Origin of the sequence: Coleofasciculus sp. E1-EBD-02, from assembly GCF_040218245.1 — a bacterium.
Taxonomy (GTDB): domain Bacteria; phylum Cyanobacteriota; class Cyanobacteriia; order Cyanobacteriales; family Coleofasciculaceae; genus Coleofasciculus.
In genome coordinates this window covers 24,808-47,756 of the sequence record NZ_JAVJQN010000252.1, presented here as the reverse complement: position 1 = coordinate 47,756, position 22,949 = coordinate 24,808, and the positions used below count along the sequence as shown (strand labels likewise).

Here is a 22,949-nt window from a genome sequence, read left to right as displayed (position 1 = left end):
AAATTTCCGGCTTAAAGCTAAAGTAAGCTAAAGCTTACTACATTCAAGACTTTCAACCCGTTCGCGTGACGCTTGCGCGATAGCGGTTCTCGAAGAGTAGAGTCCTTTCGTTCAGGGCTTAAGCTAGAGAAGATTAAGCCACTCCTGCTCCATTTCATCCAAATCTTGAACTGCTCCTAATTGCACAAAAAGTTGATGGGCTGTGTTGTAATAGTTTTCGGCAATGTCAATATTACTGCGTTGACGTTCAAGTTTTGCTAACTCATAGTTGACCATGGCAATATAATGTTTTATTTCCAATTTTTCCATTTTGGTTAAAGCATCTTTTAATAGTGATTCTGCTTTCGGCAAATTTCCTTTTGCCAGTTCATTTGATCCAAGAGAATAAATTCCTAACGCAATACCATCGTCCTTATCTAATTCTGTCATTATTTGGAGTGCTTGCTGATAAAATTGTTCGGCTTCATCATAGTTGCCATAAGCACGTTGTATATGTCCCATACAGCCAAAAGACTCAGCTATTCCCAGTTTATTATTTGATTCTATCCTTAATTTCAACGATTGCTGATACAGGCGAACGGCTTCCTTGAAATTGCCACGATTGCTCTCGATATCTGCCAAACAACCGTAACCCGTTGCTATTTCATCACGCTGATTCAACTCTTCCATAATTTGTAAATACTGTCGATACAGTTGCTCTGCTTGATCCCAGTTACTTCGGTTTTTATGGATGTTTCCTAACTGACCATAGGAAATTGCTTGACCTTGTTGATCACCTAATTCTCTATATATCTCTAAGCTGTTTTGATAAAGACGCTCTGCTTCTTCCGAATTATACCGAAGACATTCAAGATCTCCTAACATACTTAATGATTTAGCAATATTACTTTTATTCTGTTGCTTTTGAGAAATAGATAAAGCATCCTGTAAATATATTTGTGCTTGATCAAACTTGCCATAATCGCGATACATTTCTCCTATCCCCATCAAGCAGTAGGCTTTCGTATCTTCATCAACATGAGGCTGTAACTGTTCATATAGGTTCTTAAACAAATCCCAATACCCCCACCGTCTCAGGTATTTTTTTATCACCGATTCTGCCATTCGTACAGCCTTCTCGAACCGGGAATCATTATCTTGATATAACCGCAAAAAGGTTAACCCCTGACAATCAATCCCCACCCGCAACACACACATTCGACGCAGTAAATCTCGCGCTGCTTCATTTTGTCGCATCAATTGTTCTCGAAGAATCGGTTCAGCCTTTTTCGTCACTAACTCTGGATGCTTCCGCAGATATCCCGGTTTCCCTTTTCCTACCGCCGCCAGTTGGGTTAATAGAAAAACATGTCCCTCAACTTTTGCTGACACCCATTGCAAATCGGCTATTTTATCCCGTAAATGACGCTGGCGCAGAATTTCTATCCCCGCCTTTGTCGCCACACCCGTTACTGTTTCGATATGCACTAATTCTGAATCCGGTTCTGTATTGTCATAACGCGGATCAGTGAAATCAGCTGGGATGTCTCGACTGGTTATAATAGTTTGGCACTGATGCTGTTGATAGACTAAAGCATTGAGGAATTGACCCCACTCTGGGGACATGGCTTGTCTGGCTTGTCTGGCTTGGGGATGGTTGGCGGGATGTAAGATAGTTTCCAGGTTATCTAGTAGGAATAAACAGGGTTGTTGGGCGAATCCCTGAATAATTCTGGCAATCTTTTCCTCGGTACGCTGTAACCATTCCCTTGTCTCAATCCCGAATCCATCCCGCAACAGAAATTCCGTTACATCATCAAAACTGGTTCCCAGTTGTACCTGGAAATATATCACCAAGGGATAGGGACAATTAGTGACTGGAGTGCGGCTGGATAATTCAATTCCTAATGTTTCCAGCAGTTTCACCGCTAAACTGGTTTTGCCGATTCCGCCTTGTCCAATTAATGCTAATACTTTTAAGGGAGTATTCGGTTGGCGGAGTTTGGCGGTTAATCGGGTAAGAAGTTCGTCGCGCCCTTGCCAAACGGGGATTGTGGGGAATCCTTGATTGGTAATTAGTCGGGTTTGGGGAGGGGTGAGGGCGGGTTTTGTTGAGGCGTTGGCGGTTGATGTTGTGGAGTTAGCGTCTAAACCTGCCCCTACGTTATTTGGGGATGGTGGGTTAAAGGTGTTTGTTGGGTTGGTTGCGGTGGTGAGGGCGGGTTTTGTTGAGGCGTCATATCATGTCCGGTCAAACACCCCTAATAAAAACGCCTGAAACCCCTGTTATTGCAGCATTGCAATTATGGGCAATCGTTAAGACATGATATTAGGGGTTGATGTTGTTGAGTTAGTGTCTAAACCCGCCCCTACAGCAGATGGGTTAGATGGGGAATCGGGATTGACATTTGGCACATTTTGGGTTTCGGGATTTTCCCCCAAATCGGCAACCTCTCGCCAATCATAGCCGAGTTTATTACAGAGTTCCTCAAAGTTTAAGTGGTCAACTGGTTTACCGTTGAGAAAGTTCCATGCAGTGTTTTTCGATACGTCTACGGCTTCGGCTAAGTCAATCTGACGCGGGAAGCCATTGCGCCTGAGTGCTTGTTTCAGCTTGGGGATATAGTCGGGATGAACCCTTGTACCTCTGGACATGCGCGATCGCACAATCTTTTTCTCAGTATATCAAGGGCAATCATCCGCCCTGGGACTAACTTGAGACTAACTTGGGACAAAGTGGTTAACACGGGGTTGGGATTGGGATTAAACCTGGGATTCGGGGGTGTTTGATGGAAGAGTAAAGCATTCAACCCGATTGTGATGAATAGGAAGCATTCTGAACTTTTACTAAAAACCTTGGAAGTGAGTACATTTGTCGTGACTCTGTACACCTATTCGGCTTTTGTAGGAATTGCGGCGGCGGGTTTAGCGATTTATTGTTTACTTCAGCAAGCGCGGGAGGAGGATGGGTAGTATTAGGTTCGTTTGTAGTAGGGGAACCTTAGCCTATAATCCAATTAACTTGAAGCAGGATTAAATTCGTCATAAAATTTGTAGTAGAGGAACCCTAGCATTAGATTTAGTAGAGGAACCCTAGCATTAGATTTTGTTGAGTTGAGGGAAGTCGAAACCCAAGCTACAACCTTGATATAGCGTAGGGTGGGCAATGCCCACCAGCCTTAATTCAACAAAATCGCGGGAATCCTCGCCCTCAACTCTCGTAGGGCGAGGAGGGATAGCGGGATGCCGGCTCATGCCCTTATTCATGACTTCCTGACAGGTTATCTCTGCCAATCCCCGTCCTCACGAAGTAGGGCGGGGTTCATGAACCCAATTCCCCTAACGCTCCTCGACGAATAATTTCCGTCACTTCCGTTGCTATCCTAGCATCCAATTCCACCACCTCACGCTTCGCATCCCTAGGTTCTAAACGCTTTGCCCCCTTTAATGCCATGCTAAACGTCACCAACTCTGGCACACCCATTGTACTGGGTTGAATAAACTGAACCAGCGCCACATAAACCGCTTCCGCCCGATTCCGAATTTGAGTTACACCATTTCCCAGTTTAGAAATAATCACCGGAGAACTAATTTTATCCTGCAAATCTAATGCCTCTAATGCCACATCGGTTAAACGTGCCGCATCTGCACCCATCGCCCGAATCACCGATTCTAAACTATGCCATTGGGCACCCGGTAATCGTGAGGATTGGGGGATGTGATAATGCCAACCCAACATCGAAATCATTCGAGTTAAATCATAAGCCGTAATCGTATTTTCGCCGCGATGTCGTTCTGATACGCCTTTGAGAATAACATTTCGGGGACGCCACCATCCTTGAGGGGGTTGCGTTGATAATTCGGGTTCTGGGATAAACGGTTCTTCGCCATAGCGTCCCGTGAAAATCAAGTCTTGATTTCCCGTCATACTTTTCAGCCAATTCTCTAACTCGGCGGGAGTCGAAAATTGCTTTAACATTGCGGCTAGGGAGTTGGATGAAGCAATGCGATTGTCGTAGGATAGAACGTCTTTAAGCACATCATGGAACGAGAATTCTCGGTATTGCCCGCTTAAATCTCTGCCTCGAATCAGGCAGTTATCAATATCTACTTGAAAGGCGTTGGTATTGCTGCGAGAGACAACATTGAGAATGGGGATAATTTTACTACTACTCCAAAACTCCGTTTTACTCAGCGCATTTCTGCCGAGCCATTTGGTCTTGAAGTCTCCGTTAACAAAACTGCCGACACAGAGACAAGCTTCGGTAATCTCTGGATGCAAAAAGCTTAAACCTTGGTCATCAATATCGGGGAGTTTTCCAACGGGGGGAAAAGGTTGGAAGTGGGCGGTATCTTTGGTGACCGAAACCAATGTTTTGCCATCCGGTTTCTGCATCAGACGGGCGGCATAGTCTTTGAGTTGAGTTTTGTAGGGAGAGGTGTCAATTCCTTTATAAAATAGGGCGGGTTCGTCAATGCTTCCCTTAACGGATTCTTTTAAGAAGGTTTGATAAATCGTGTCTTTATTTTTGTCTTTGAGCGAGGGAAGAGGTTTGGGTTTTTCCGGCAGGAGTTTTTGCGCCCAGCCTTTGCCAAATTTCCCACTATCCATGTTATTCAGGTAAACCGATTTACTGAAATCAGTCATTGCCTGTTCTGTCTGGTTGCCATAAGCACCATCCAGCCAGGAACCACCGGGGTAAAATCCTAAGCGATTCAGTTGAGTTTGGATTTGCTGGACTAATTCTGGGTCAGTCTTGAGGGTATCTAAGTGAATGACAATATCGTGATGGATAATATCGGTGAGTTTCATTAGGGTATTGATTAAGGGTTTTTATTTAACGATGAGTTATTATAACCTAAGTTGCTAACTTCTTTAAGCTGTCAGGAATTTGAACCTATCCTGTAGGGTGCGTTAGGCACTGGCTTTAGTTAATGCGAAAAATAACTTGGAATTTGTGCGCCGTAACACACCGTTCCCAGTTGTATAAAAAAATTAAAAAAGGAGAATGCCAAAAGCTTTTCTCCTTTTACGCTATTTTATTTATCCGGTTAAGTGACAATAACCTGATTATCTTCTATCAATAACAGCGGCTACCGCAACGACCACTGCCATAGCAGCTACCGCATGGATTGTAACAACTGGAGCCAAACTGAGGACGATAACCACCACAACCAGAACCCACTGGGTTACAGGGACGAGTACAGCCCCCATAGCATCGAGTGCGATTACAACAATTCCAGCTCATAATGAATTGACCTCCGTTTATCTTCTAACAAAGTTTAACATGATCGACAATGAAATTTTAATTCTAGACTAGAGTCCAGAATCATTTAAATCATCAACAAGTCCACCAGACGTAGCTAGATTTGCCGTTGATGATTTTTCAGGCAGAAAATCTGAATCGCAAACAATGCTCTGGGTGATAGCACGAGCCAATTGCTTCGCTTTCACATTGTTCTTGGTTTTTGAATCCCCGCAAACATAGATAGATGAGAGGAACTTTGCCTCGCAGAATGTATTACACTCAACGGTGGCTTCGTATTCTAGCTGTTCCACTTCGATATGGGAGTGAATCTCGCAGCGGTAACAGGTACTCTCCTCGCCTTTACCGATACGTCCTGCTTTCACCTTCGCCGAGTCAAAATCGATAGTGCTGTGATTACTACACAGAACGAGTGCTGGGGCTACCGAAGGAGACAAATAACACTGATCAACGATCAAGTGCGAGAAGCCTGTAACCATTATCGAAGCGATATCGATACCGGACACATGGACAAATGAGTAAAAAGCGACTGAGAGTCCATAGACTGCTTCTTCTTTGAGAACTTTGACCTGTACAGCTCCAGGATCGTCAGGTTCACCAACTAGGTAAATCTGTCGGGCAGCTTGACCGTAGATTTGTATGGCATCATAGGTTCCGGGAGCTAGCTTAACATACAGGTCAAACCGCTCACCGAAATCACAGTTATTATTTGCCCAAACGACAGCATAATCGGCAGAGGCAAAAGGCTTTGCTTCCGTTCCATCACCAGTTTCGTCGGAACCGTTGGGAGAAACGTAGAGAAGCAAATTGTCGGTTAAAAACTTCCGACTATCTGTTGGAACTGTTGCGCTTGCGACCATTTTAATTTAACTCTCCTTACAAAACACCGAGAGACTCTGAAACGGGAACGGATAAGTGCCTGTTTCAGTTATGGAGTGAATCTAAATGATTTATGAAACTTGATAGGGCGGAAAAGCTTGCTAGATAAGGCTTTTCATCCCACACCTATTTCACAACTGATTTAGACAAATCTATGAATCTTGATCGTGAATCGATTTTGCCATATTGCTGCCAGAGGTTCCGGCGTTAATAGGCTGTCTCGTTATTGACGATTCATCGAGAATAATTGATTAACGGTTCAGGTGTAAATATAGAAAAGTTGGTAAAAATTCAGGAGTTTTTATCGCCAGACAAGGCAGACTGCTTAAATTGGTCTTTTTGTCAATACATAAAAAGTGTGGAGTTTTGAGAAGGGCACGATGGTATCGTGCCCCTACGCAATCAATGATTTCTGGGTTAGGGTAGGAATACGGCACTGCTGTGTCCTAACTTCGCTCAACCCAACAGAATCTAGGGCTAAGGTTCCCCACTACGAACGCAAGCAAAATTGAGAAGGGCTATTTGGGTGTTAGAATATAGGTTTTCTTATCTCCAGAACGGGGGACAATTGCCCAGTGTAAATAATCAGAAACTATAGATTGTAGGTTGGGTTGAGCGAAGTCCAGTAGGGTGCGTTAGGCGCCTGCTTGGGTTAATGTGAAAAATAACTTGGAATCTTTGCGCCGCAACGCACCGTTCTCAGCTACAAACCCAACCTAATCTAGGGTCTGCTAAATAAGTCTTGTGGTGGGGAGAGGAAATTGACAGGATTTTGGCTTAGAAAACTGGTAACTCTAATATAAATCCAGGTAAGACATCCTCTCCGGATAAACTCGCGGGTAACTGGACAATCTCAACGGGCTGATTTTGACGATAAATTTCGACTTGTTGGGCTTGGGGATTAATTAACCAGCCTAATTTTAAGCCACTATTGAGATACTCCTGCATTTTTTCTTGTAAGTCGGATAGAGAATCGGTGCGAGAACGGAGTTCAATGACAAAATCTGGACAAATTGGCGGAAATTTTTCTTGTTCTTCGGGAGTTAGGGATTCCCAGCGTTGGTTTGCTATCCAAGCCACATCAGGAGAACGCTTTCCACCGTTGGGTAAGCGAAAGATAGTTGATGAACTAAAGACTTTTCCCCGTTGAGTTTGACGATTCCACAGGTTTACGTCGGTAATTAAATCGGATTCTCGATTGCCACTTACTCCACCAACGGGAGGCATAATCAATAATTCTCCTTTAGCGGTTTGTTCCAGTTTCCATGTTTCATTAGCTTGGCAGAGTTGGTAAAATTGCTCATCGCTTAAGCCAACGTGTTTTAAGTTTAAAATGACGGGTAATAAATTGTTCATGGGATATAATGATTTTCAATTTAGCACGGCTTTGTATACTCCCTTCCCACTATAAGACTAGGTAATGTTAATGGCTGAAATCCTTATCAGTGCTAGATTTTAGTTCCATAGTTTTATGCCGGAATGGGAGTAAGATGACTCGCGATCGCGCTTTTTATTCTAGGTTTAAATCTTAGCATTGATGGCTCGTCTGTAGTCAAAAAACGACAAGCAAGATTAAGACAGACACGATAACCCCTACGCCATCAATGCTGGCTGGGTGTTCGGGTAGGAGTACCGCAGTGCCGTGCAAACAACAGGATGTCTCAAAGCCAATGATAAAGGCTATTTTGGTGTTAAAATAAACACTTATGCAGCATTAGAATAAATACTTATGCAATTAGAAGACTACTTTGATTTCTTAGCGCCTGATGATATTCGCCTTAAAGGAACACGCATTGGCATAGAACATATTCTCTACCAATATATCCATCGTGCTCAAACTCCCTCAGCCATAACTGAACGTTATCGAACCGTAACACTAGAACAGGTTCATGCTACTATTTTATACTATTTACACAACCAAGAATCTGTGAGTGCCTATTTAGCTGATTGGTTAGCCTGGAGTCATCAGATGCGAAAACAACAACAGGAAAATCCGCCACCATTTATTGAAAAACTACGACAATTGAAGGCAAAAAAACAAGTAGATTCTCAACAAGATACTTCAAGTCAAGCCGTGAGTTAATGACAATTAAATATCTCCTGGATGAACATATTCCACTGGTGCTTCGCACACAAATGTTGCAACGATATCCTCAATTGCAAGTTTGGGTAATTGGTGACCCCAATGCACCCCCTAAAGGCACTCCCGATGCAGATATTCTTGGTTGGTGTGAAGACAATAGATTTATTTTGGTTACGAATAACCGCAAAACAATGCCAGTTCATCTAGCTGAACATCTGGCAGATAATCATCATGTACCAGGAATATTTATTATCAATGATGATATGACCATGGGGCCAATTATGGAAGAATTGATGATTGTAGCTGAGGCAGCTTGGGAAGATGAATACCAAGACCGCATTAGTTTTATGCCGCTACTATAAAAGCAGTATTGAGAAAGGTTCGATAGTATCGTCCTTTAGCGGTTTGTTCCAGTTGCCACGTTTCATTAGCTTGGCAGAGTTGATAAAATTGCTCATCGCTTAAGCCAACGTGTTTTAACTTTAAAATGACGGGTGAGAAACTGTTCATGGGCTATAATGCTTTTCAGCACTGTTTTGTATAAGATGACTCGCGATCGCGCTTTTTATTTTAGGTTTAAATCTTAGCATTTCTGTCTTAAGAAGGGGACGATATTATCCTGTTCCTACGCAATCAGTAACTTCTGGGAAAGGGTAGGGGCACGGCACTGCCGTGCCAACAACTGATGCCTGATACTGGCAAATCCCTCGGATCAACTTACGGCAAATTCTGTAAACTGACGCATATAAGGGTAATGAAACCCAACCACAATATCCTGTTTTGGCACACCTAAATCAATCAACTCTTGTCCGATATCAATTTCTGTTCCATTCTGCTGAATCCAAATCTTGCTATCTTTAATATCGAGATGCATAGAACAACCATAAATTCGCTGTTGGTTATCCCAACCGACTCGAATAACTTGATAATGATTATTTTCTGTATCAAAGACGACTTGCACCTCAACCTCTCCATAAGAAGGCTTATAAGCAGCATAATCCATCAAAATTTTTTTTATGCATTTCCGATATTCTTCTACTTTTTCCATAAGAAAATTACCTCATTTTCAACGTCATACACCAATAATTTTAACTTATGTTCTTCGACAACAATAATTGTAAACTCACGCTTGAAAAAATCCTGATACGTTGTTAAAGGAACTGCCATAAATAACTGACGTTGAGGCTCTTTCAACTTCAGTGCTGTACGATAGTTAATAAATTGTCCAACTGCTAAATGAAAGTCGGTTATAGCTGAACTATTCAAAAAGCTCTTAATTTCAACTGCAATTTTCTCACCCTGCTTTTCTGCCGCAAGCAGACGTTCTGCCCCCAAATCAATTACCATATCGACTCCACCCACACTGATTGAAAGGGGTTCATCTGTAATTTCCCAACCGTCTTTTCGCAAGGCAAGTTCCACAACCTCATGAAATTTATCCTTTTTGGGCATAAAGTCTTGACAAAAAAACTACTTCAATTATACTTACGGATTTTATAACCGCAAGCCTTGCGCCCCTACAGTGTCTTTTCCGTAATTCTAATCTATTAACTTAGGTATGCCACATCACTACTTTGATTGCCCATTTTCTTGCGATCTGAGATAGGTTTCGATCGCGTCACTCGCCGCCTTGACTCCATCTTCTTGCTGCACCCGCTTTCCCACCTCGGCGGCTTTGCTTCCATAACTCGGCTCAAATAAGAGTTGCTTGAGTTCAGTCATTAATGTATTCGCACTATATTCATGTCGGGCGAGAGTTCGCGCCACCCCTAAACGCACCAAGCGCATGGCATTATCGGGCTGATCATGGGCATAAGGTACTACTAACATGGGACGCCCCGATCGCAAAGCTTGTCCAGTGGTGCCAACTCCCCCATGATGCACAACCACCGCCGCACGGGGGAAAATTTCAGAGTGGGGGGCATAGTCAACCACAATCACCCCTTCGGGTAACTGGTTTAACGGTAAGTTGGGGACTCCTTTGCCCACTAATAACACCGCCCGGTATCCTAACTGTTGAGCCGCGATCGCACCTTCTAAATAGAAGTTTCCGGGTGTCCAAACCATCAGCGAACCCAAGGTAAATATAATCGGAGGAGATCCAGAGTCAAGAAACCTTGCCAATTCTGGAGACAAATTCTCCTGTTTAGCGCGATCGTAAAAAGGAAACCCCGTCACCTGAGTTTGGGGACACCAATCCGGTTGCGGCTTGGCTAGCTTTGCAGAAAATAACGCCAGTACCAAATCCGGCGAATGTTGACCTTCAAACACCGGATCACAACTGGGTGGTAACCCCAATTCCCCCCGCAGTTGACGTATCGGCGCACTCCACAATCGGGCTTGCCAACGAAACTGGCGTAGGCGGGCGTCATTGGCGACAACAGCTAAGGCTTGTTCATAAGGGGAGATGGTTGTAGTGGAAAGGGTTTGGGAATCGTAAGCCGACATAAATAAGATCGGAGAGAGAACCGTTGACACCCAAGGAATCCCTGTTTTTGCTGCAACCAATGATCCAGCAAAGCTTAAATGGTGCGTCAACAGCAGATCCGCATTCTGCACCGCCTCCAGTAACGCTTTGTATGTCGCCCTCAGATGGGGCATTAATAGATAACAGATAGTATATTCACTTTCCCGACGGGATTCGGACAGCACGCCGATAAACTCCCCATCCTGCTGCATATCGATCGCACTATCGTAGCGAACCGGATGAAATCCAATCCCCTCGGCTTCAATCTTGTACCGATACAGCTCACTTGTGGCAATAACAGCACGATGTCCCCGTGCTTGCAACTCTAGCGCGATCGCCATATAGGGATGAATATCGCCAAAGGAACCGTAGGCTGTTAAAACAATATGTTTATTTGTCATTGGTCATTGGTCATTGGTCATTGGTCATTTGTCATTGGTCATTGGTCATTGGTCATTTGTCATTGGTCATTGGTCATTTGTCATTGGTCATTGGTCATTGGTCATTGGTCATTGGTCATTGGTCATTTGCGATAATTGAACGGTTAGGTCGGGGCGGGTTTAGTTACATTAGGGTGAAAACGAAACGTTAGCAGTAAAACCCGCCCCTACAAAAGATGTTTTATCGGAACGCCTCTTTTCTCCCAGCTTCCCCTGCTTCCCCTGCTTCCCCAGCTCCCCCTGCTTCCCCAGCTCCCCCTGCTTCCCCAGCTCCCCCTGCTTCCCCTGCTTCCCCAGCTCCCCCTGCTTCCCCAGCTTCCCCTGCTTCCCCAGCTTCCCCAGCTTCCCCAGCTCCCCCAGCTCCCCCAGCTCCCCCAGCTCCCCCAGCTTCCCCTGCTTCCCCAGCTCTCCCTGCTCCCCCAGCTCCCCCTGCTCCCCCTGCTTCCCCAGCTCCCCATCTCCTAACATCCCTGCACAATATTAGTGGTAGAATTATTTTTTAGCCTATCATTGACTTGATGTAAATAAAGCCTGTTAATTTTCCTCTCTAATCTCAAAAAATATATAGCTATAGAGGAATTCCAAATGATTCGTGAACGAAAATTTTGGTGAATTTGACTGCCCGTAAGGGTTTAAGGTGAATGAATGTTCACATCTCATTTGTACACTCTCATTTCTTATCCCTTTCCTTATTCAAGGATAGGACGCCATAAGAAACGTCTAATTCTTGATTTCACCAGACGAGAAGCCGAAGAAAGCGCCCCCAGCGTCCCTCAAGCTAAAACGCTGTCACCCCTCATTGGTCATCAGGTTAGTCAATCGTATGAACACAACAAACGTTAACCCTGCCAGAAACGGCGTCACGACAACAGTACAGGTGTTCTCAGCCGGTTATGATCACGGAAACTCGGCGTCGATTAAACGTAATACCCAAGACTTAGGTGAGAATTGCTACAATCGTGGACTCAATGTCGCCGTCTTCGATGAATTTACCGGACAACCCATTTTTGGTACGACGTTTGATACCTTTAACCCAGGCAACTCCGAGTCCTTTGCCCAATTTGTCTCTACCTTACCCCCAGGTCGAATTGTCGCTATTGCCATTAAAGATGATGCTAACTTTAATTTATCTGATCCGGGCAAAGGAGCCTGTAAATCCTTGGGAAGTCGGCTGATTGATGATCTACAATTCCGCAGTTCTTGGGCGATAATTGGTCAAACGGATGCTGCACCGGGAACGGCAACAGAAAAGTTGTCTCATGAGGCGGCGGTTACTTGTTCGCGGGAGATTACAGCGACAAAGGTGAGTGTTCCTAGTTTTACCATCGCCGCGACATCGGCAGGGAATAATTGGGGTAATATGGCTCAAGTTACCTGTAATGGGGAACTCATTCCCCTAGCGGAAGGATATCAGCGCGGCTTGAATGTTGTCGTTTTCAATCCGTCCAATGGGCGTCAACTTCAGAGTCGATCCTTTGATATCTATGCTGATCCCGCTAACGCGGATGCCTTTGCCGACTGGATAGAGACTATACCACAGGGTCGGGTGGTTGCGATCGCGGCAAAAGATGACGCCAGCTTTAATCTCTCGGATCTTGCCAAAACCGCCTGTAAGTCTATTGGTAGTACTCAAATTGACCGTCTTCAATTTAGAGGATCGTGGGCGATTGTCGGCATCAAAGGTGCTTCTGGGGGTGCAGTTATCGAAAATTTGAATAACTTCGGCTCCGTTTCTGTCAACGCCTGGTTTCCCTTGGTTGACTCTTCCCCAGTTACTCCATCCATGGCTCAACCTGTGGCTGAATCGATAGAAGCCTCCGAATCAGGCTCAGGGAAGAAGAAACAAGTAATCATTATCGGACTTTTGCTGGCTATTATTGTTATCGTTGTTATCGGGGCTATTTTAATTAATAAGGACTAAATATAAAGGCTATTTCTGAACCGACGCTCTAGAGGAAAATTGTTAATGTTAGGACTATTCTTATTTCTCGTATTTTTTACCTTCTTCAGTTTGTTATTGTATGACCCCCAAAAATTCCCAATCCTCAAGCTGAAACGTACACCCCGCCAGGTTTTACTGCCTCATCCCCCGACCTCTAAACCTTCGCCGCCAACGGTATCTGATATTGATTCAGGAAGTCGTAAGGCGATTGCCACAACCTTATCGGATCTCGCCCAATTGCAGGCGGCACAGGAACCTAAGGAGCAACGTCTCGTCGCCGATTCCTCTAAGTTTAATCAAACCATTATCAACGAGGCATTACAGGGGTCACGCGATGCCATTTTTGTCAAAATTGAGGAATTTATCCAAAGCCAGCGCCAAGTCTCTGGTGCTTATACTCCCCTCTATGAGCTATTAAGTGATTATCCCTTTCGTGTCGGGAAAATGTTACGTCCAACGATGTGTATTAGTGTCGCCCGGGCGGTGGGAGGAATGGGACATTCGGCATTAACCGCTGCTGCTGCATTGGAACTGTATCACAATGCATTCTTGATTCATGATGATATCGAAGATGAGTCGGAGTCTCGACGGGGAAAGGGAACATTACACCAAATGATTGGTATTCCCCGTGCGATTAATGTTGGGGATGCGACGAATGTTTTAGCGGTGGGATTGCTGCTGGAAAACTTATCGGTGCTGGGGGTATCCAAGGCGCTGAATATTTTACATGAAATTGAGTTCATGGCGCGGCAATCTGTGGAAGGTCAGGCGATGGAATTGGATTGGGTGGCGACTAATCCCTCCCATCTGAGTGACCAAGATTACTTTACCATGTGCGTGAAAAAGACCTGCTGGTATTCCTTTATTACCCCTTGTCGGATTGGTCTAATTGTCGGACATCCTGCCTCAAGTGTGCAGGATTTGGTCGAACCCTTAGCCGGATTGACGCGGTTTGGCATGATTTTGGGGATCGCGTTTCAAATCCAAGATGATTTGTTAAATCTCCAGGGGGAAATGGAATCCTATGGCAAGGAAATTGGCGGCGATATCTATGAAGGCAAACGCACATTGATGCTGAACCATGTTTTAGCCAACAGTAAACAGGAAGCGGAGAAAATGCGGGAAATTCTGGCTCTACCTCGCCCCCAGAAACATCCTGATCATGTTGCCTTCATTATGGAGCAAATGCAGCGGTGCGGCAGCATTGAACATGGTTGGAACGTGGCGCGATCGCTTGCCCAAAAAGCGGCAGATATCTTTGATTCTTTGGAGTTTTTGTTCCCGGAAACGCCACTGCGACCGGGAGAACAATGGGTTGCTCCAGTTCATGACCGTCGATTTCTCAAGGAGTTGATTAATTATGTCATTTATCGAAGTCAGTAGGTTGCGATCGCCATTTGTCATTCGTTATTGCTTTTTGTCGTATGGATAAATGATCAAAAAAAATGATTGCAAAAATGTTAAGTTTTAATAAAAATAGATAATTTTGAGTAGAAGTGAATAAAGCTCGATTACAATAATAGGATACTCAGATTTAGGATAATTGTAAAGTTTATCATAGCGCAGAAAAAGTTTGACAAGTTCACAACTCAAAAAACGAATAAGGAGTAAATAAAATGGCTCAAATCAAAGTCGAAACCGTCGATCTAAACGACTGGAAAGAAGAATCCTATGAAAAGGGTTCCGGAAAGTGGGATGTATCCCGGAATGGTCAAGAAGTGATCCAGAAGAAAAATGGTAAACCTACGTTATTTTATAGTCCATTTAATGTTTTTAATACCAAAGTATCCGGGAAAATAAGCGTCGGCAACACAGGGGATGATGATTTTATTGGGTTTGCCCTAGGATTCCACCCCGGGGATACCACCAATAGTTCCGCTAAATATCTACTCGTTGATTGGAGGAAAGGTCAGCAGAAACGGTGGGGAGAACTTGCCCAAACCGGATTAGCGGTATCTTTAATTAATGGAGTTCCTAAAGATCAAGCTGAATTCTGGAGTCATACGGGTAAAGTCACTGAACTGGCGCGGGGAAAAACTCTGGGCAATAAGGGATGGGAAAAACACGTCGAAAATACGTTTGACTTTGTTTATACTAAAACCAATTTGCAAGTCTCTGTGAATGGCAACTTAGAAATTGATATTGATGGCGATTTTAGTGAAGGGCGGATTGCGTTCTATAACTTCTCCCAAAATAATGTAACCTATAAAGCCTTTGAGAAAAAAGTCCTCCCCTCCGGTCAATTGCAAGTCTATGCGACTTCTGAAGAAGGGGTAGAATTCCAAAATCCTATGGACACGGCTGCTAAAATTAAAGTCACCCCGTCTGGTACTTGGTCGGTGAAAGACGGAGTAGAGATTACCGCCGCCGGAGAACCAGGGGCTGAACTACTCAGTCATGTGACGTATCCGAACAATACACCCTACGCCTTGGTTGCTGTAGATCAAGCGAGTGGTGAAGTTATTGAAGAAATCAGCAGTGCTAAGACTCTCAGCCTCAAAGCAGGTCAAATTGTCATCTTTAAAATGAATGATGAGCCAGGGTGGTATTGGGATAATAAAGGGTGCATCACGGTGGATTGGATGATTCTGGATTAATTAGGGTCTGCTGAATAAGTTTTGTGGTGAGGGGGAGCGGGGGAAGCTGAGGGAGCAGGGGAAGCTGGGGGAGCAATAGCACTTTAAAGCTTAATGTCAAGAATAACGAAATCTTTGTAGTGCGAGCATCTTGCTCGCTACCCATTCCCAATGCTCGCTACCCATTCCCAATTTAAATGCATGACAGCTACCCTGTTGCCGTTCCCCTCTAAAAGACGATAATTCCCCAATTTTTATGTATTGACAAAATGCCAACTTTATGAATATAAAGTCAGCCCTAAAAAAAAGAACCAATTTTTACTAACTTTTATCTATTTACGCCTCTGCATCCTATTGGTTATCGTGGAGAGCATTAGATGTAACCAACTAAAACTAATATTTTGTAGGTTGGGTCTGTAAAATCATGGGTTAACTCTTCTCGAAGCGTAACCCAGCCGACCCTCGATTGAGAGTAGAGTTTAGCCACAACAAACCCAACCTGCTTTTTAATTTAGTGGTAGTCTAAGTCGAATATCACTGAACTAAGTAGGTCAGTGGAAATAAACTAAACTATGTTAAGTTATGTGGATGTCCCTTAAACCCTTACATACATAAACGTAGCTTGCTTCTCAAGGGTAGCGAGTATGACATAAGACGAATGACAAATGACAAATAATGAATGACATAAGACGAATGACATAAGACGAATGACGAATGACTAGAAAAAAAGAGTTTATAAAGATGAAATAAGGATTAAAATAGACAAAGTAAAACGCCGTCCGATTAGGTGTTAAATGAGTCAGCGCTTAAAAAAAACTCTTGTCCTGCCCCAAGTAACGTTACAACTCCATTCCGGTACAGACTTGGTTCTCCAGCTATTGATCCGGAATCAACTTCATGAAGCTGTACTTTTGCGTCCGACTCTAGATGATTGGGTTCTTAATAACAGTGAGATTTTGCCCGTTGTGAGTCGTTTAGAACCACCTTATGTTTATTTGTTTCCAGAGTATGAGTCTACTTGTCAATTAACGATTCCCGTTCCCGACTATTTGCCGAGTGGGACAAGCCTGAAAACCTGGTTAAGATTTCCCGGTTGGCTAGAAGACGCTATTCCCATCCAATTGGAAATCTTAGAAACCACAGAAATTAGCGATCGCACTCCCGTAATCCATCCCTTAATGGTCACCTTTCCGCCGCCGAGAGACAGCAAGGAAAACTACTTAGGAACGGCTGAACCCAGTACCGCCGGAATCTTTGGTCTGATGTCGGGGTTAATCGATTTGGATAAAATTCCTGCCCGTTGGTTGATCGCAGAACTGTTAACACGGCTGTGCCAACATGGAAATGATTATGCCCAGACGCCCCAAGGGAATGAACTCCTTACCCAACTGAGTCGCACCCAGTTCTTTAAAAATGGTGTTTATGCCTTTTCCTCTGCCCAAGTTCCGGCTTGGATAACAAGTAGTTTATCCATGGCGAATACTATCCTCGCCGCCCAAATTGGACAACGACATCTGCTTTCTATTTGGGAGGAATGGTTATTTGATTTAGCCCAAACTGATATTGAACTGGGAGATAGGGGAGGTAGGGGAGTTAACTCAGAATTGAATAAGGGCGGGTTTTGCACAAACGTTACTATCAATAGCGACAAGAAAGTCCCTAAACCCGCCCCTACAAACCCGGTTCCCTATCAGCGAAGCGAAGCGTCAATACTCAACACGCAAAACCCTGAACAATGGTTTGCGGGACTGATTTTGGGACTTGCCCAGGTATCACCTAGAATGGCGAATTGTTTTCGGGCGATCGCGACTCAGGACTCCACAATACCAACTGTTGATCATACAATTGCTGCCCAAGCTAGCTACAGTTTAACCACCGGATTACCGGGACTGGATGCGCTTCCGGGGCGTTGGTTGGTGGTGGAACTCCTGATTCTGTTGGCACAACAAGGGGATACCTATAGCCGCACGGAATCCGGTTGCCAATTACTGAATCAACTTAGCCGTACCCGTTTCTTCAAGAATGGCGTCCTCGCCTTTGCTTCAGCCCAAGCCCCCCGATGGCTGGTGATCAGTCAATCAGCGGCGGCGGCGTATCATTCATCTCTGGGGGTGCAGATGGGACAAGGGGGATTACTTCATGTCGGCGAAAAATGGTTGTGGACATTAGTTCCCAATACCTTAAACGTTAAGGGAATGGACAACCCGGTTTCTGTATCCAATGCGGCGACAAAAACCTTTGTCTGTGAACTGGGAATGGATGCCCAGCGCTGGTTTGTGGGGATTCTGTTGGGACTGATTCAGGTGTCACCAAAGATGGCGAAGTGGGTAAAGGCGATCGCGGATCAAGCCCCGCCGCCTCTCACACCTACCCCAACCTCCCCCGTCATGTTCAATGATGTTCTGAATGAAGGAGGTTCTTTGGGGCGATGAATGTCAACGAACAAGTTCTCCTTAACCGTGTCGAAGCTTTACGTATTCCCCTAGAAGATCCCGCCTTACCTCTGGATTGGAAGGATTGGTATCACTTTATTTTGCTGGATCTGAAAACGGGAATCCGTCTACTCGTCAACGCTACCCTGATTGGCAAACCGGAACAGGGGCAGATGCAAGTCAGCTTTATTGCCAACTTGCCCTCCGCCCAAATTACTCCAGAACTGGAATTCCCCCCCTCGGTGGCAACCTTTGGCACAACCTTTAGCCTAGACTGGCAACCGGACATGGTATGTCGTCATCCCTTACGTCTGCAAGGAAGAGGGATCAATCTGGAAATTAATGGCATGAACTCATCGGTTCACGTTCACGACGAGAGGGCGCAGCTTTCCCTCAACGTTCAAGGACAAGCTGAAGCCATGCCCCTATTAGTAACTGAAGATGCGCCATTCGGGAGTGGGTTTATTGGTTGGGGGTTAATTCCAGGATTAAAAGTTTCGGGAGAACTATCCGTTTGTGGGCGATCCTTTGCCATTGATCAGGACTGGTTTTGCTATCACGATCGCAATTTTGGTCGGTTTCGCTGGGGTGAGGATATTGGTTGGGAATGGTTTGTCGCTTATGTTACTGACAAAAAGGGCAGATCCTTCACCCTCGTGTTAGATAAACGCACGAATAAAAACCATTCCATCAGTGGTTTACCCTATATTTTTATCTATTCTGGCACTCGCTTGCGGAAGGTGTTTTTAGGGTCTACGTTACAAATTGATTGGGATTGGTCTGCCACTGCCAGTTTACCGTTACGCCTCCCCGGAATTATGGCGTCACTCTTTGGCGATCGCACGGTGAGTATGCCCCAACGGTTACAAGTGCAAGCGGCAGATGATCAGGATCAATTGTCATTAACCATGGCATTTGATGCCACAAGTGAGTTAATTGTACCCGATAATCAGAATCGCCAATATACCTTTATTGATGAAGTGACGGGTGCGGTGGACGTGACTCTCGTACTGCAAGGGGAAACAATACAAGCAAGGGGGTTTGCCTATGGTGAATATGTTCATTAGTTTGTAGTAAGCGCTTTAGCGCTTCTGGCACTAAAGTGCCGACTACGAACATCCTTTGACGGTTGCATCAACTCTAATTAATTTAAATGACTTCTTCACCAGTAACGATAACGGTTCAATCAGCGGGTGGGTTCATGGGTGACTCAGCCCGGATCACACTCAACGACCAAGAAATTGGGTTTATTTACTATAGTCGCGGACTGAATGTTGCTGTTATCGATGAAGTAACAGGACACCCCTTAGTTTGCACCACATTTGATACCTTTTTCCCTGGAAATGCCGACCGATTTGCCGATCTGGTGGACAAGTTACCCAGTGGTCGAATTGTCGCGATCGCGGTTAAAGATGATGCCAGTGCCAACCTAAGTCAGCGGGCAAAACGCGCCTGTCAATCTCTGGGCAGTCGGCAAGTTCACTGTCTCAGATTCCGCACCTCTTGGGCGCTAATTGGTCAAAAAGATGCTAAACCGGGAATCGCGAAAGAAGAATTATCGGACTATTCCGATGTCATCTGTTCTCGTTTAATTTCTGTCTCTTCAGATACTGTCCAGCGTCCCAGCTTAGGGGTGATATCAGCAGGGGCAAATCAGGGCAATTTTGCCCAAATGACCTGGAATAACGAAGAGATAGGGATAGAAGGAGGATATCAACGGGGATTGAATGTTGTTGTCTTTGACCGGGACAATAAAACGCAAGTATTCAGTCGTTCCTTTGATTTGTTTGCTAATCCGGATAATGCCGAAGCCTTTGCCCAACTGATTGAAGATTGTTCCCCAGATCACGGTATTGCCATTGCTGTCAAAGATGATGCCTTCGTCAATCTTTCCGAACGGGCAAAACAAGCTTGTGAAGCCCTTGGTAGTCGCTTGATTCGCCATCTGCAATTCCGCAGTTCTTGGGCGATTGTGGGATATAAAGATACATCAGCAGGTTCAGCCATAGAACAGTTGAGTCATGATCGATCCGTGGGAGTTCGAGTTTGGTGAGAGAATGCCTCGGTTTCGGAACTGAGTTAGGAGTCAATTCAAAACTTATCCATTTGCTCTTGTTGAGTCTAAAGAAATATGAATTTTTCCAAACTAGCTAGATTAAAAAGCGATCATGAGATATCATAAATTTTTCAGTATTTCTAGACATTGCATAACCCTGAAAAAACGAATTTAGACGGCTTGAGCTTCCATTAAACGTTAACTAAAAAACTTATCAATTAGAATCAAGGGTACTAATGATGCAGACGTTCGGCAAAAAAGAGGCGTTCATCGCTTCCGTTATCCTATTTCTCACCTTAGGAACGGTTTCCCCTCAGTTGAGACTCACCTCGCTGCGGTTGAGTCCGGTATTGGCTCAGGTTTCACCGGAGGAATTCGAGGTACCAGAATCCGTTCCCCGTGGGACAACCGTGCGGCTGGATGGTTCTAGCAGTATGGCAAAGGTAAATCAAGCCTTAAAAGAGCGCTTTGAGCGACAGTATCCCAATAGTGATGTTCAACTCAATGCGGCTGGGAGTACCGCCGCCTTAGAAGCCTTAGTCAACGAAGAAATTGATCTGGCGGCGATTGGACGCCCGTTGACGGCGGTAGAAAAGGCACAAGGATTAGTGCAAATTCCCTTAAGTCGGCAAAAGATTGCCATTCTCGTTGGACCCAATAGTCCGTATGGTGAAATAGATATTACCTTTGAGGACTTTTCCAGGGTGTTCCGAGGTGAAATTACCGATTGGTCAGAACTTGGGGGTGAACCCGGACCGATTCAACTAATTGATCGCCCGGAGTATAGTGATACCCGGCGGGCGTTTCAACGGTACGATGTGTTTAAAGCGGCATCGTTTAGAACCGGAGCCAATACCACCCAGGTAGATCGAGATAGTACCGATGCCGTAATTGAAGAACTGGGGAAAAACGCTGGCGGGATTGGGTATGCGATCGCGGATCAAGTGTTTGATCGTCAGGATGTGAAAATCATCCCCATGCATAAAGTCTTTCCCGATGATGAACGCTACCCCTTTTCCCAATCCCTGTCTTATGTCTATAAGGAACCTGCTACACCTGCGGTAGAAGCCTTTGTCGGCTATGCTTTAGATCCTTCCAATGAGGAGGCGGTTGACGAAGCCGTTGCCGAAACCACCACAGAACCAGAAGACGCGATCGAAGAACCCGCCGCCGCACCCCAGTTAGCCCAGGCACCGAATGCACCCGATTCGCCCGAACCCGCCGCACCTGTAGAGGTAGATGAGGTCGATGTCGATGCCCAAGCCACGCCATCCGGACTAATCCCCTGGTGGGTACCGTTACTGATCGCCCTTTCGTTTCTAGGTGGCGGTTTCCTCGTCTGGCTGCTTAAAGATCGCAACGATGATGATGAACGTCCAGCACGTCGTCCTTTCGGGGCGGGGATGGCGACGAATGGCAAACCAATAAACACAGCAGGCGCGGCTGTTCCTCCTCCCCCCCCAGTTGCCGCCCCAGCGCCAGCACCAGCACCAGCGCCAGCACCAGCACCAGTCCACAGCAGTTTACACCTAGTCCCCTACGATGGCAAAAACGCATACACCTATTGGGACGTAGCCCCAGCCCATATCCAGAATCTCCAGCGTCAAGGTGGCAAAGATCTGGTAGTACGGCTTTATGATGTCACCGACAGCCTGATTTCGCCCCATCAGCCCCCCTATCTCCTCCAGCAGTTTAGCTGTGAGCCTCAACCTCCTTATATCCTGTTGACGCTACCCGCAGAAAATCGGGATTATTTAGCGGAGTTAGGGTATCTCACCCCAGGCGGAGAATGGCTGCTCTTGGCTACCTCAAATAAGGTGCGGGTTTCTCCGACAATTCCCATCAGTACCGCCGTCACCGCCACTCCCAACCTACAAGCTGGGCTTGTGCCATCGCCCTACCCAGCCACGACAACATCGGCGATGACAACACCGCCTCCCCAATCGGGGTACGGCGGAGGATATTACGCGCCAGCCTCCGCTCACAGTCGCCTATTTTTGGTTCCTTATGACGGCAAAAATGCCTACACCTATTGGGACATTGCCCCCGTTCAAGCCCAATCTCTCCAGCGTTTAGGGGGAGAAAAGCTGATGCTGCGTCTGTATGATGTCACTGATAGTCCCAATCCAGAGCGGGATCAGCCCCCGATGCTACAACAGTTTGGATGTCAGGGGGAGCAAAACTATTTACTGTTGTCTTTACCCACAGAGAACCGGGATTATTTAGTGGAACTGGGTTACTTGACCCGCGAAGGTTATTGGTTACCATTGACGCGATCGGAAACTGTGCGGGTGACGCCAATTTTGGGGACGGGCAATGTTCTCCCAGGAAGCATAGGTCATGGTGAAGGAACCTGGTTGTCTCATTCTCCGAGTCCCTCTCAAAGTCGCCTCTTCTTAGTGCCTTACAGTGGCAAAAATGCCTATGCTTACTGGGAATTGGCGCCCAATCAGATTCAAGCCTTAAAGCGTCAAGAGGGAGAAACACTGTTGTTGCGTCTATATGATGTCTCCGACAGCTTAGATCCAGACCGCTATCGTTCCCACTGTGTCCAGGACTATGATTGTCAGGGTTCAGAGAATTATGTGCTGCTCACCTTTCCGTCAGCGGATCAGGATTACCTGGCTGAGTTGGGATATGTCACCGCAAGTGGGGACTGGCTCCCTATCGCTGACTCGGAAACAGTACGAGTGACGACCAATATCCCCACTGACAGCGATACGCTGTTCTTGGTGTCAAGGGATCGTAACAATTCGTACACCTATTTGGAAGTTCCGCCCACCGTGCTGGAGGCGCTTAAGCATAAGGCGTAGTTGTAGAGACGCGCC

General features: G+C 45.5%; 21 protein-coding genes and 1 pseudogene. 12 read left to right on the top strand and 10 right to left on the bottom strand.

Annotated elements, in window-relative coordinates:
• Nucleotides 1-123: 123 nt before the first annotated feature.
• Nucleotides 124-1,941 carry a tetratricopeptide repeat protein gene (locus tag RIC07_RS36875; RefSeq protein WP_446398846.1) on the bottom strand — a complete coding sequence of 606 codons (1,818 nt, stop codon included), beginning with the start codon at nt 1,939-1,941 and terminating at the stop codon, nt 124-126.
• Between the two features lie 106 nt (nt 1,942-2,047).
• Here RIC07_RS36875 and RIC07_RS36870 point away from each other — a divergent pair, with 106 nt between their 5' ends.
• Nucleotides 2,048-2,257, top strand: a complete 210-nt coding sequence (locus RIC07_RS36870; protein WP_446398837.1) for a hypothetical protein — start codon at nt 2,048-2,050, stop codon at nt 2,255-2,257.
• A 38-nt stretch (nt 2,258-2,295) separates the two neighbouring features.
• Here the strand turns inward: RIC07_RS36870 and RIC07_RS36865 are convergent, their stop codons facing one another.
• Nucleotides 2,296-2,646 (bottom strand): hypothetical protein, encoded by a 351-nt coding sequence (locus RIC07_RS36865; RefSeq protein ID WP_446398836.1) that lies wholly within the window; start codon nt 2,644-2,646, stop codon nt 2,296-2,298.
• A gap of 153 nt (nt 2,647-2,799) precedes the next feature.
• On the opposite strand from RIC07_RS36865, the gene RIC07_RS36860 reads away from it, so the two are divergent.
• On the top strand, nt 2,800-2,952 hold the full coding sequence (locus tag RIC07_RS36860; RefSeq protein ID WP_446375794.1) for a hypothetical protein: 153 nt from the start codon (nt 2,800-2,802) through the stop codon (nt 2,950-2,952).
• A gap of 349 nt (nt 2,953-3,301) precedes the next feature.
• Here RIC07_RS36860 and RIC07_RS36855 read toward each other — a convergent pair whose 3' ends face one another.
• The 3 genes from RIC07_RS36855 to RIC07_RS36845 all read right to left on the bottom strand — a co-directional run bounded on the left by RIC07_RS36855 (nt 3,302) and on the right by RIC07_RS36845 (nt 7,481).
• The gene (locus tag RIC07_RS36855; RefSeq protein WP_446398835.1) at nt 3,302-4,792 is read right to left on the bottom strand and encodes a peptidoglycan-binding domain-containing protein; all 1,491 of its coding nucleotides are present in this window, start codon (nt 4,790-4,792) and stop codon (nt 3,302-3,304) included.
• A gap of 504 nt (nt 4,793-5,296) precedes the next feature.
• The gene (locus RIC07_RS36850; RefSeq protein ID WP_446398834.1) at nt 5,297-6,052 is read right to left on the bottom strand and encodes an acetylornithine aminotransferase; all 756 of its coding nucleotides are present in this window, start codon (nt 6,050-6,052) and stop codon (nt 5,297-5,299) included.
• Between the two features lie 850 nt (nt 6,053-6,902).
• Nucleotides 6,903-7,481, bottom strand: a complete 579-nt coding sequence (locus RIC07_RS36845) for a Uma2 family endonuclease (protein WP_446398833.1) — start codon at nt 7,479-7,481, stop codon at nt 6,903-6,905.
• Between the two features lie 373 nt (nt 7,482-7,854).
• On the opposite strand from RIC07_RS36845, the gene RIC07_RS36840 reads away from it, so the two are divergent.
• Together RIC07_RS36840 and RIC07_RS36835 are read left to right on the top strand one after the other, a co-directional pair.
• Nucleotides 7,855-8,208: a DUF433 domain-containing protein gene (locus RIC07_RS36840; RefSeq protein WP_446344475.1), complete on the top strand. Its 354-nt coding sequence runs from the start codon at nt 7,855-7,857 to the stop codon at nt 8,206-8,208.
• Nucleotides 8,208-8,570, top strand: coding sequence for a DUF5615 family PIN-like protein (locus RIC07_RS36835; protein WP_446398832.1), 363 nt, complete (start codon nt 8,208-8,210; stop codon nt 8,568-8,570). The genes RIC07_RS36840 and RIC07_RS36835 overlap by 1 nt, the downstream gene beginning before the upstream one ends.
• A 31-nt stretch (nt 8,571-8,601) precedes the next feature.
• Here RIC07_RS36835 and RIC07_RS36830 read toward each other — a convergent pair.
• From RIC07_RS36830 to RIC07_RS36815, 4 genes and pseudogenes are all read right to left on the bottom strand, one after another.
• Nucleotides 8,602-8,718: pseudogene (locus RIC07_RS36830) on the bottom strand (Uma2 family endonuclease); the annotation flags it as partial.
• 202 nt (nt 8,719-8,920) lie between these two features.
• Entirely contained in the window at nt 8,921-9,256 is a 336-nt protein-coding gene (locus RIC07_RS36825; RefSeq protein ID WP_446398831.1) for an element excision factor XisI family protein, read from the bottom strand.
• The gene (locus RIC07_RS36820) at nt 9,244-9,660 is read right to left on the bottom strand and encodes a XisH family protein (protein ID WP_446398830.1); all 417 of its coding nucleotides are present in this window, start codon (nt 9,658-9,660) and stop codon (nt 9,244-9,246) included. Before RIC07_RS36820 ends, RIC07_RS36825 begins: the two co-directional genes overlap by 13 nt.
• Before the next feature lie 117 nt (nt 9,661-9,777).
• On the bottom strand, nt 9,778-11,076 hold the full coding sequence (locus tag RIC07_RS36815; protein WP_446398829.1) for a glycosyltransferase: 1,299 nt from the start codon (nt 11,074-11,076) through the stop codon (nt 9,778-9,780).
• Here RIC07_RS36815 and RIC07_RS36810 point away from each other — a divergent pair.
• Nucleotides 11,062-11,211, top strand: a complete 150-nt coding sequence (locus RIC07_RS36810) for a hypothetical protein (RefSeq protein WP_446398828.1) — start codon at nt 11,062-11,064, stop codon at nt 11,209-11,211. The genes RIC07_RS36815 and RIC07_RS36810 overlap by 15 nt on opposite strands.
• Nucleotides 11,212-11,296: 85 nt before the next feature.
• Here the strand turns inward: RIC07_RS36810 and RIC07_RS36805 are convergent, their stop codons facing one another.
• Nucleotides 11,297-11,593: a hypothetical protein gene (locus RIC07_RS36805; RefSeq protein ID WP_446398827.1), complete on the bottom strand. Its 297-nt coding sequence runs from the start codon at nt 11,591-11,593 to the stop codon at nt 11,297-11,299.
• Nucleotides 11,594-11,938: 345 nt separating this feature from the next.
• On the opposite strand from RIC07_RS36805, the gene RIC07_RS36800 reads away from it, so the two are divergent.
• From RIC07_RS36800 to RIC07_RS36770, 7 genes are all read left to right on the top strand, one after another.
• Nucleotides 11,939-13,036: an interleukin-like EMT inducer domain-containing protein gene (locus tag RIC07_RS36800; protein WP_446398826.1), complete on the top strand. Its 1,098-nt coding sequence runs from the start codon at nt 11,939-11,941 to the stop codon at nt 13,034-13,036.
• A 45-nt stretch (nt 13,037-13,081) separates the two neighbouring features.
• Nucleotides 13,082-14,440: a polyprenyl synthetase family protein gene (locus tag RIC07_RS36795; protein WP_446398825.1), complete on the top strand. Its 1,359-nt coding sequence runs from the start codon at nt 13,082-13,084 to the stop codon at nt 14,438-14,440.
• Nucleotides 14,441-14,673: 233 nt separating this feature from the next.
• On the top strand, nt 14,674-15,654 hold the full coding sequence (locus tag RIC07_RS36790) for a hypothetical protein (RefSeq protein WP_446398824.1): 981 nt from the start codon (nt 14,674-14,676) through the stop codon (nt 15,652-15,654).
• A gap of 773 nt (nt 15,655-16,427) precedes the next feature.
• Entirely contained in the window at nt 16,428-18,065 is a 1,638-nt protein-coding gene (locus tag RIC07_RS36785; protein ID WP_446398823.1) for a hypothetical protein, read from the top strand.
• Complete coding sequence (locus RIC07_RS36780) at nt 18,062-19,132, top strand: hypothetical protein (protein ID WP_446398822.1); 1,071 nt, start codon at nt 18,062-18,064, stop codon at nt 19,130-19,132. Before RIC07_RS36785 ends, RIC07_RS36780 begins: the two co-directional genes overlap by 4 nt.
• 86 nt (nt 19,133-19,218) lie before the next feature.
• Nucleotides 19,219-20,118 (top strand): interleukin-like EMT inducer domain-containing protein, encoded by a 900-nt coding sequence (locus RIC07_RS36775; protein WP_446398821.1) that lies wholly within the window; start codon nt 19,219-19,221, stop codon nt 20,116-20,118.
• A gap of 239 nt (nt 20,119-20,357) precedes the next feature.
• Nucleotides 20,358-22,934 carry a DUF4912 domain-containing protein gene (locus RIC07_RS36770; protein ID WP_446398820.1) on the top strand — a complete coding sequence of 859 codons (2,577 nt, stop codon included), beginning with the start codon at nt 20,358-20,360 and terminating at the stop codon, nt 22,932-22,934.
• Nucleotides 22,935-22,949 lie beyond the last annotated feature (15 nt).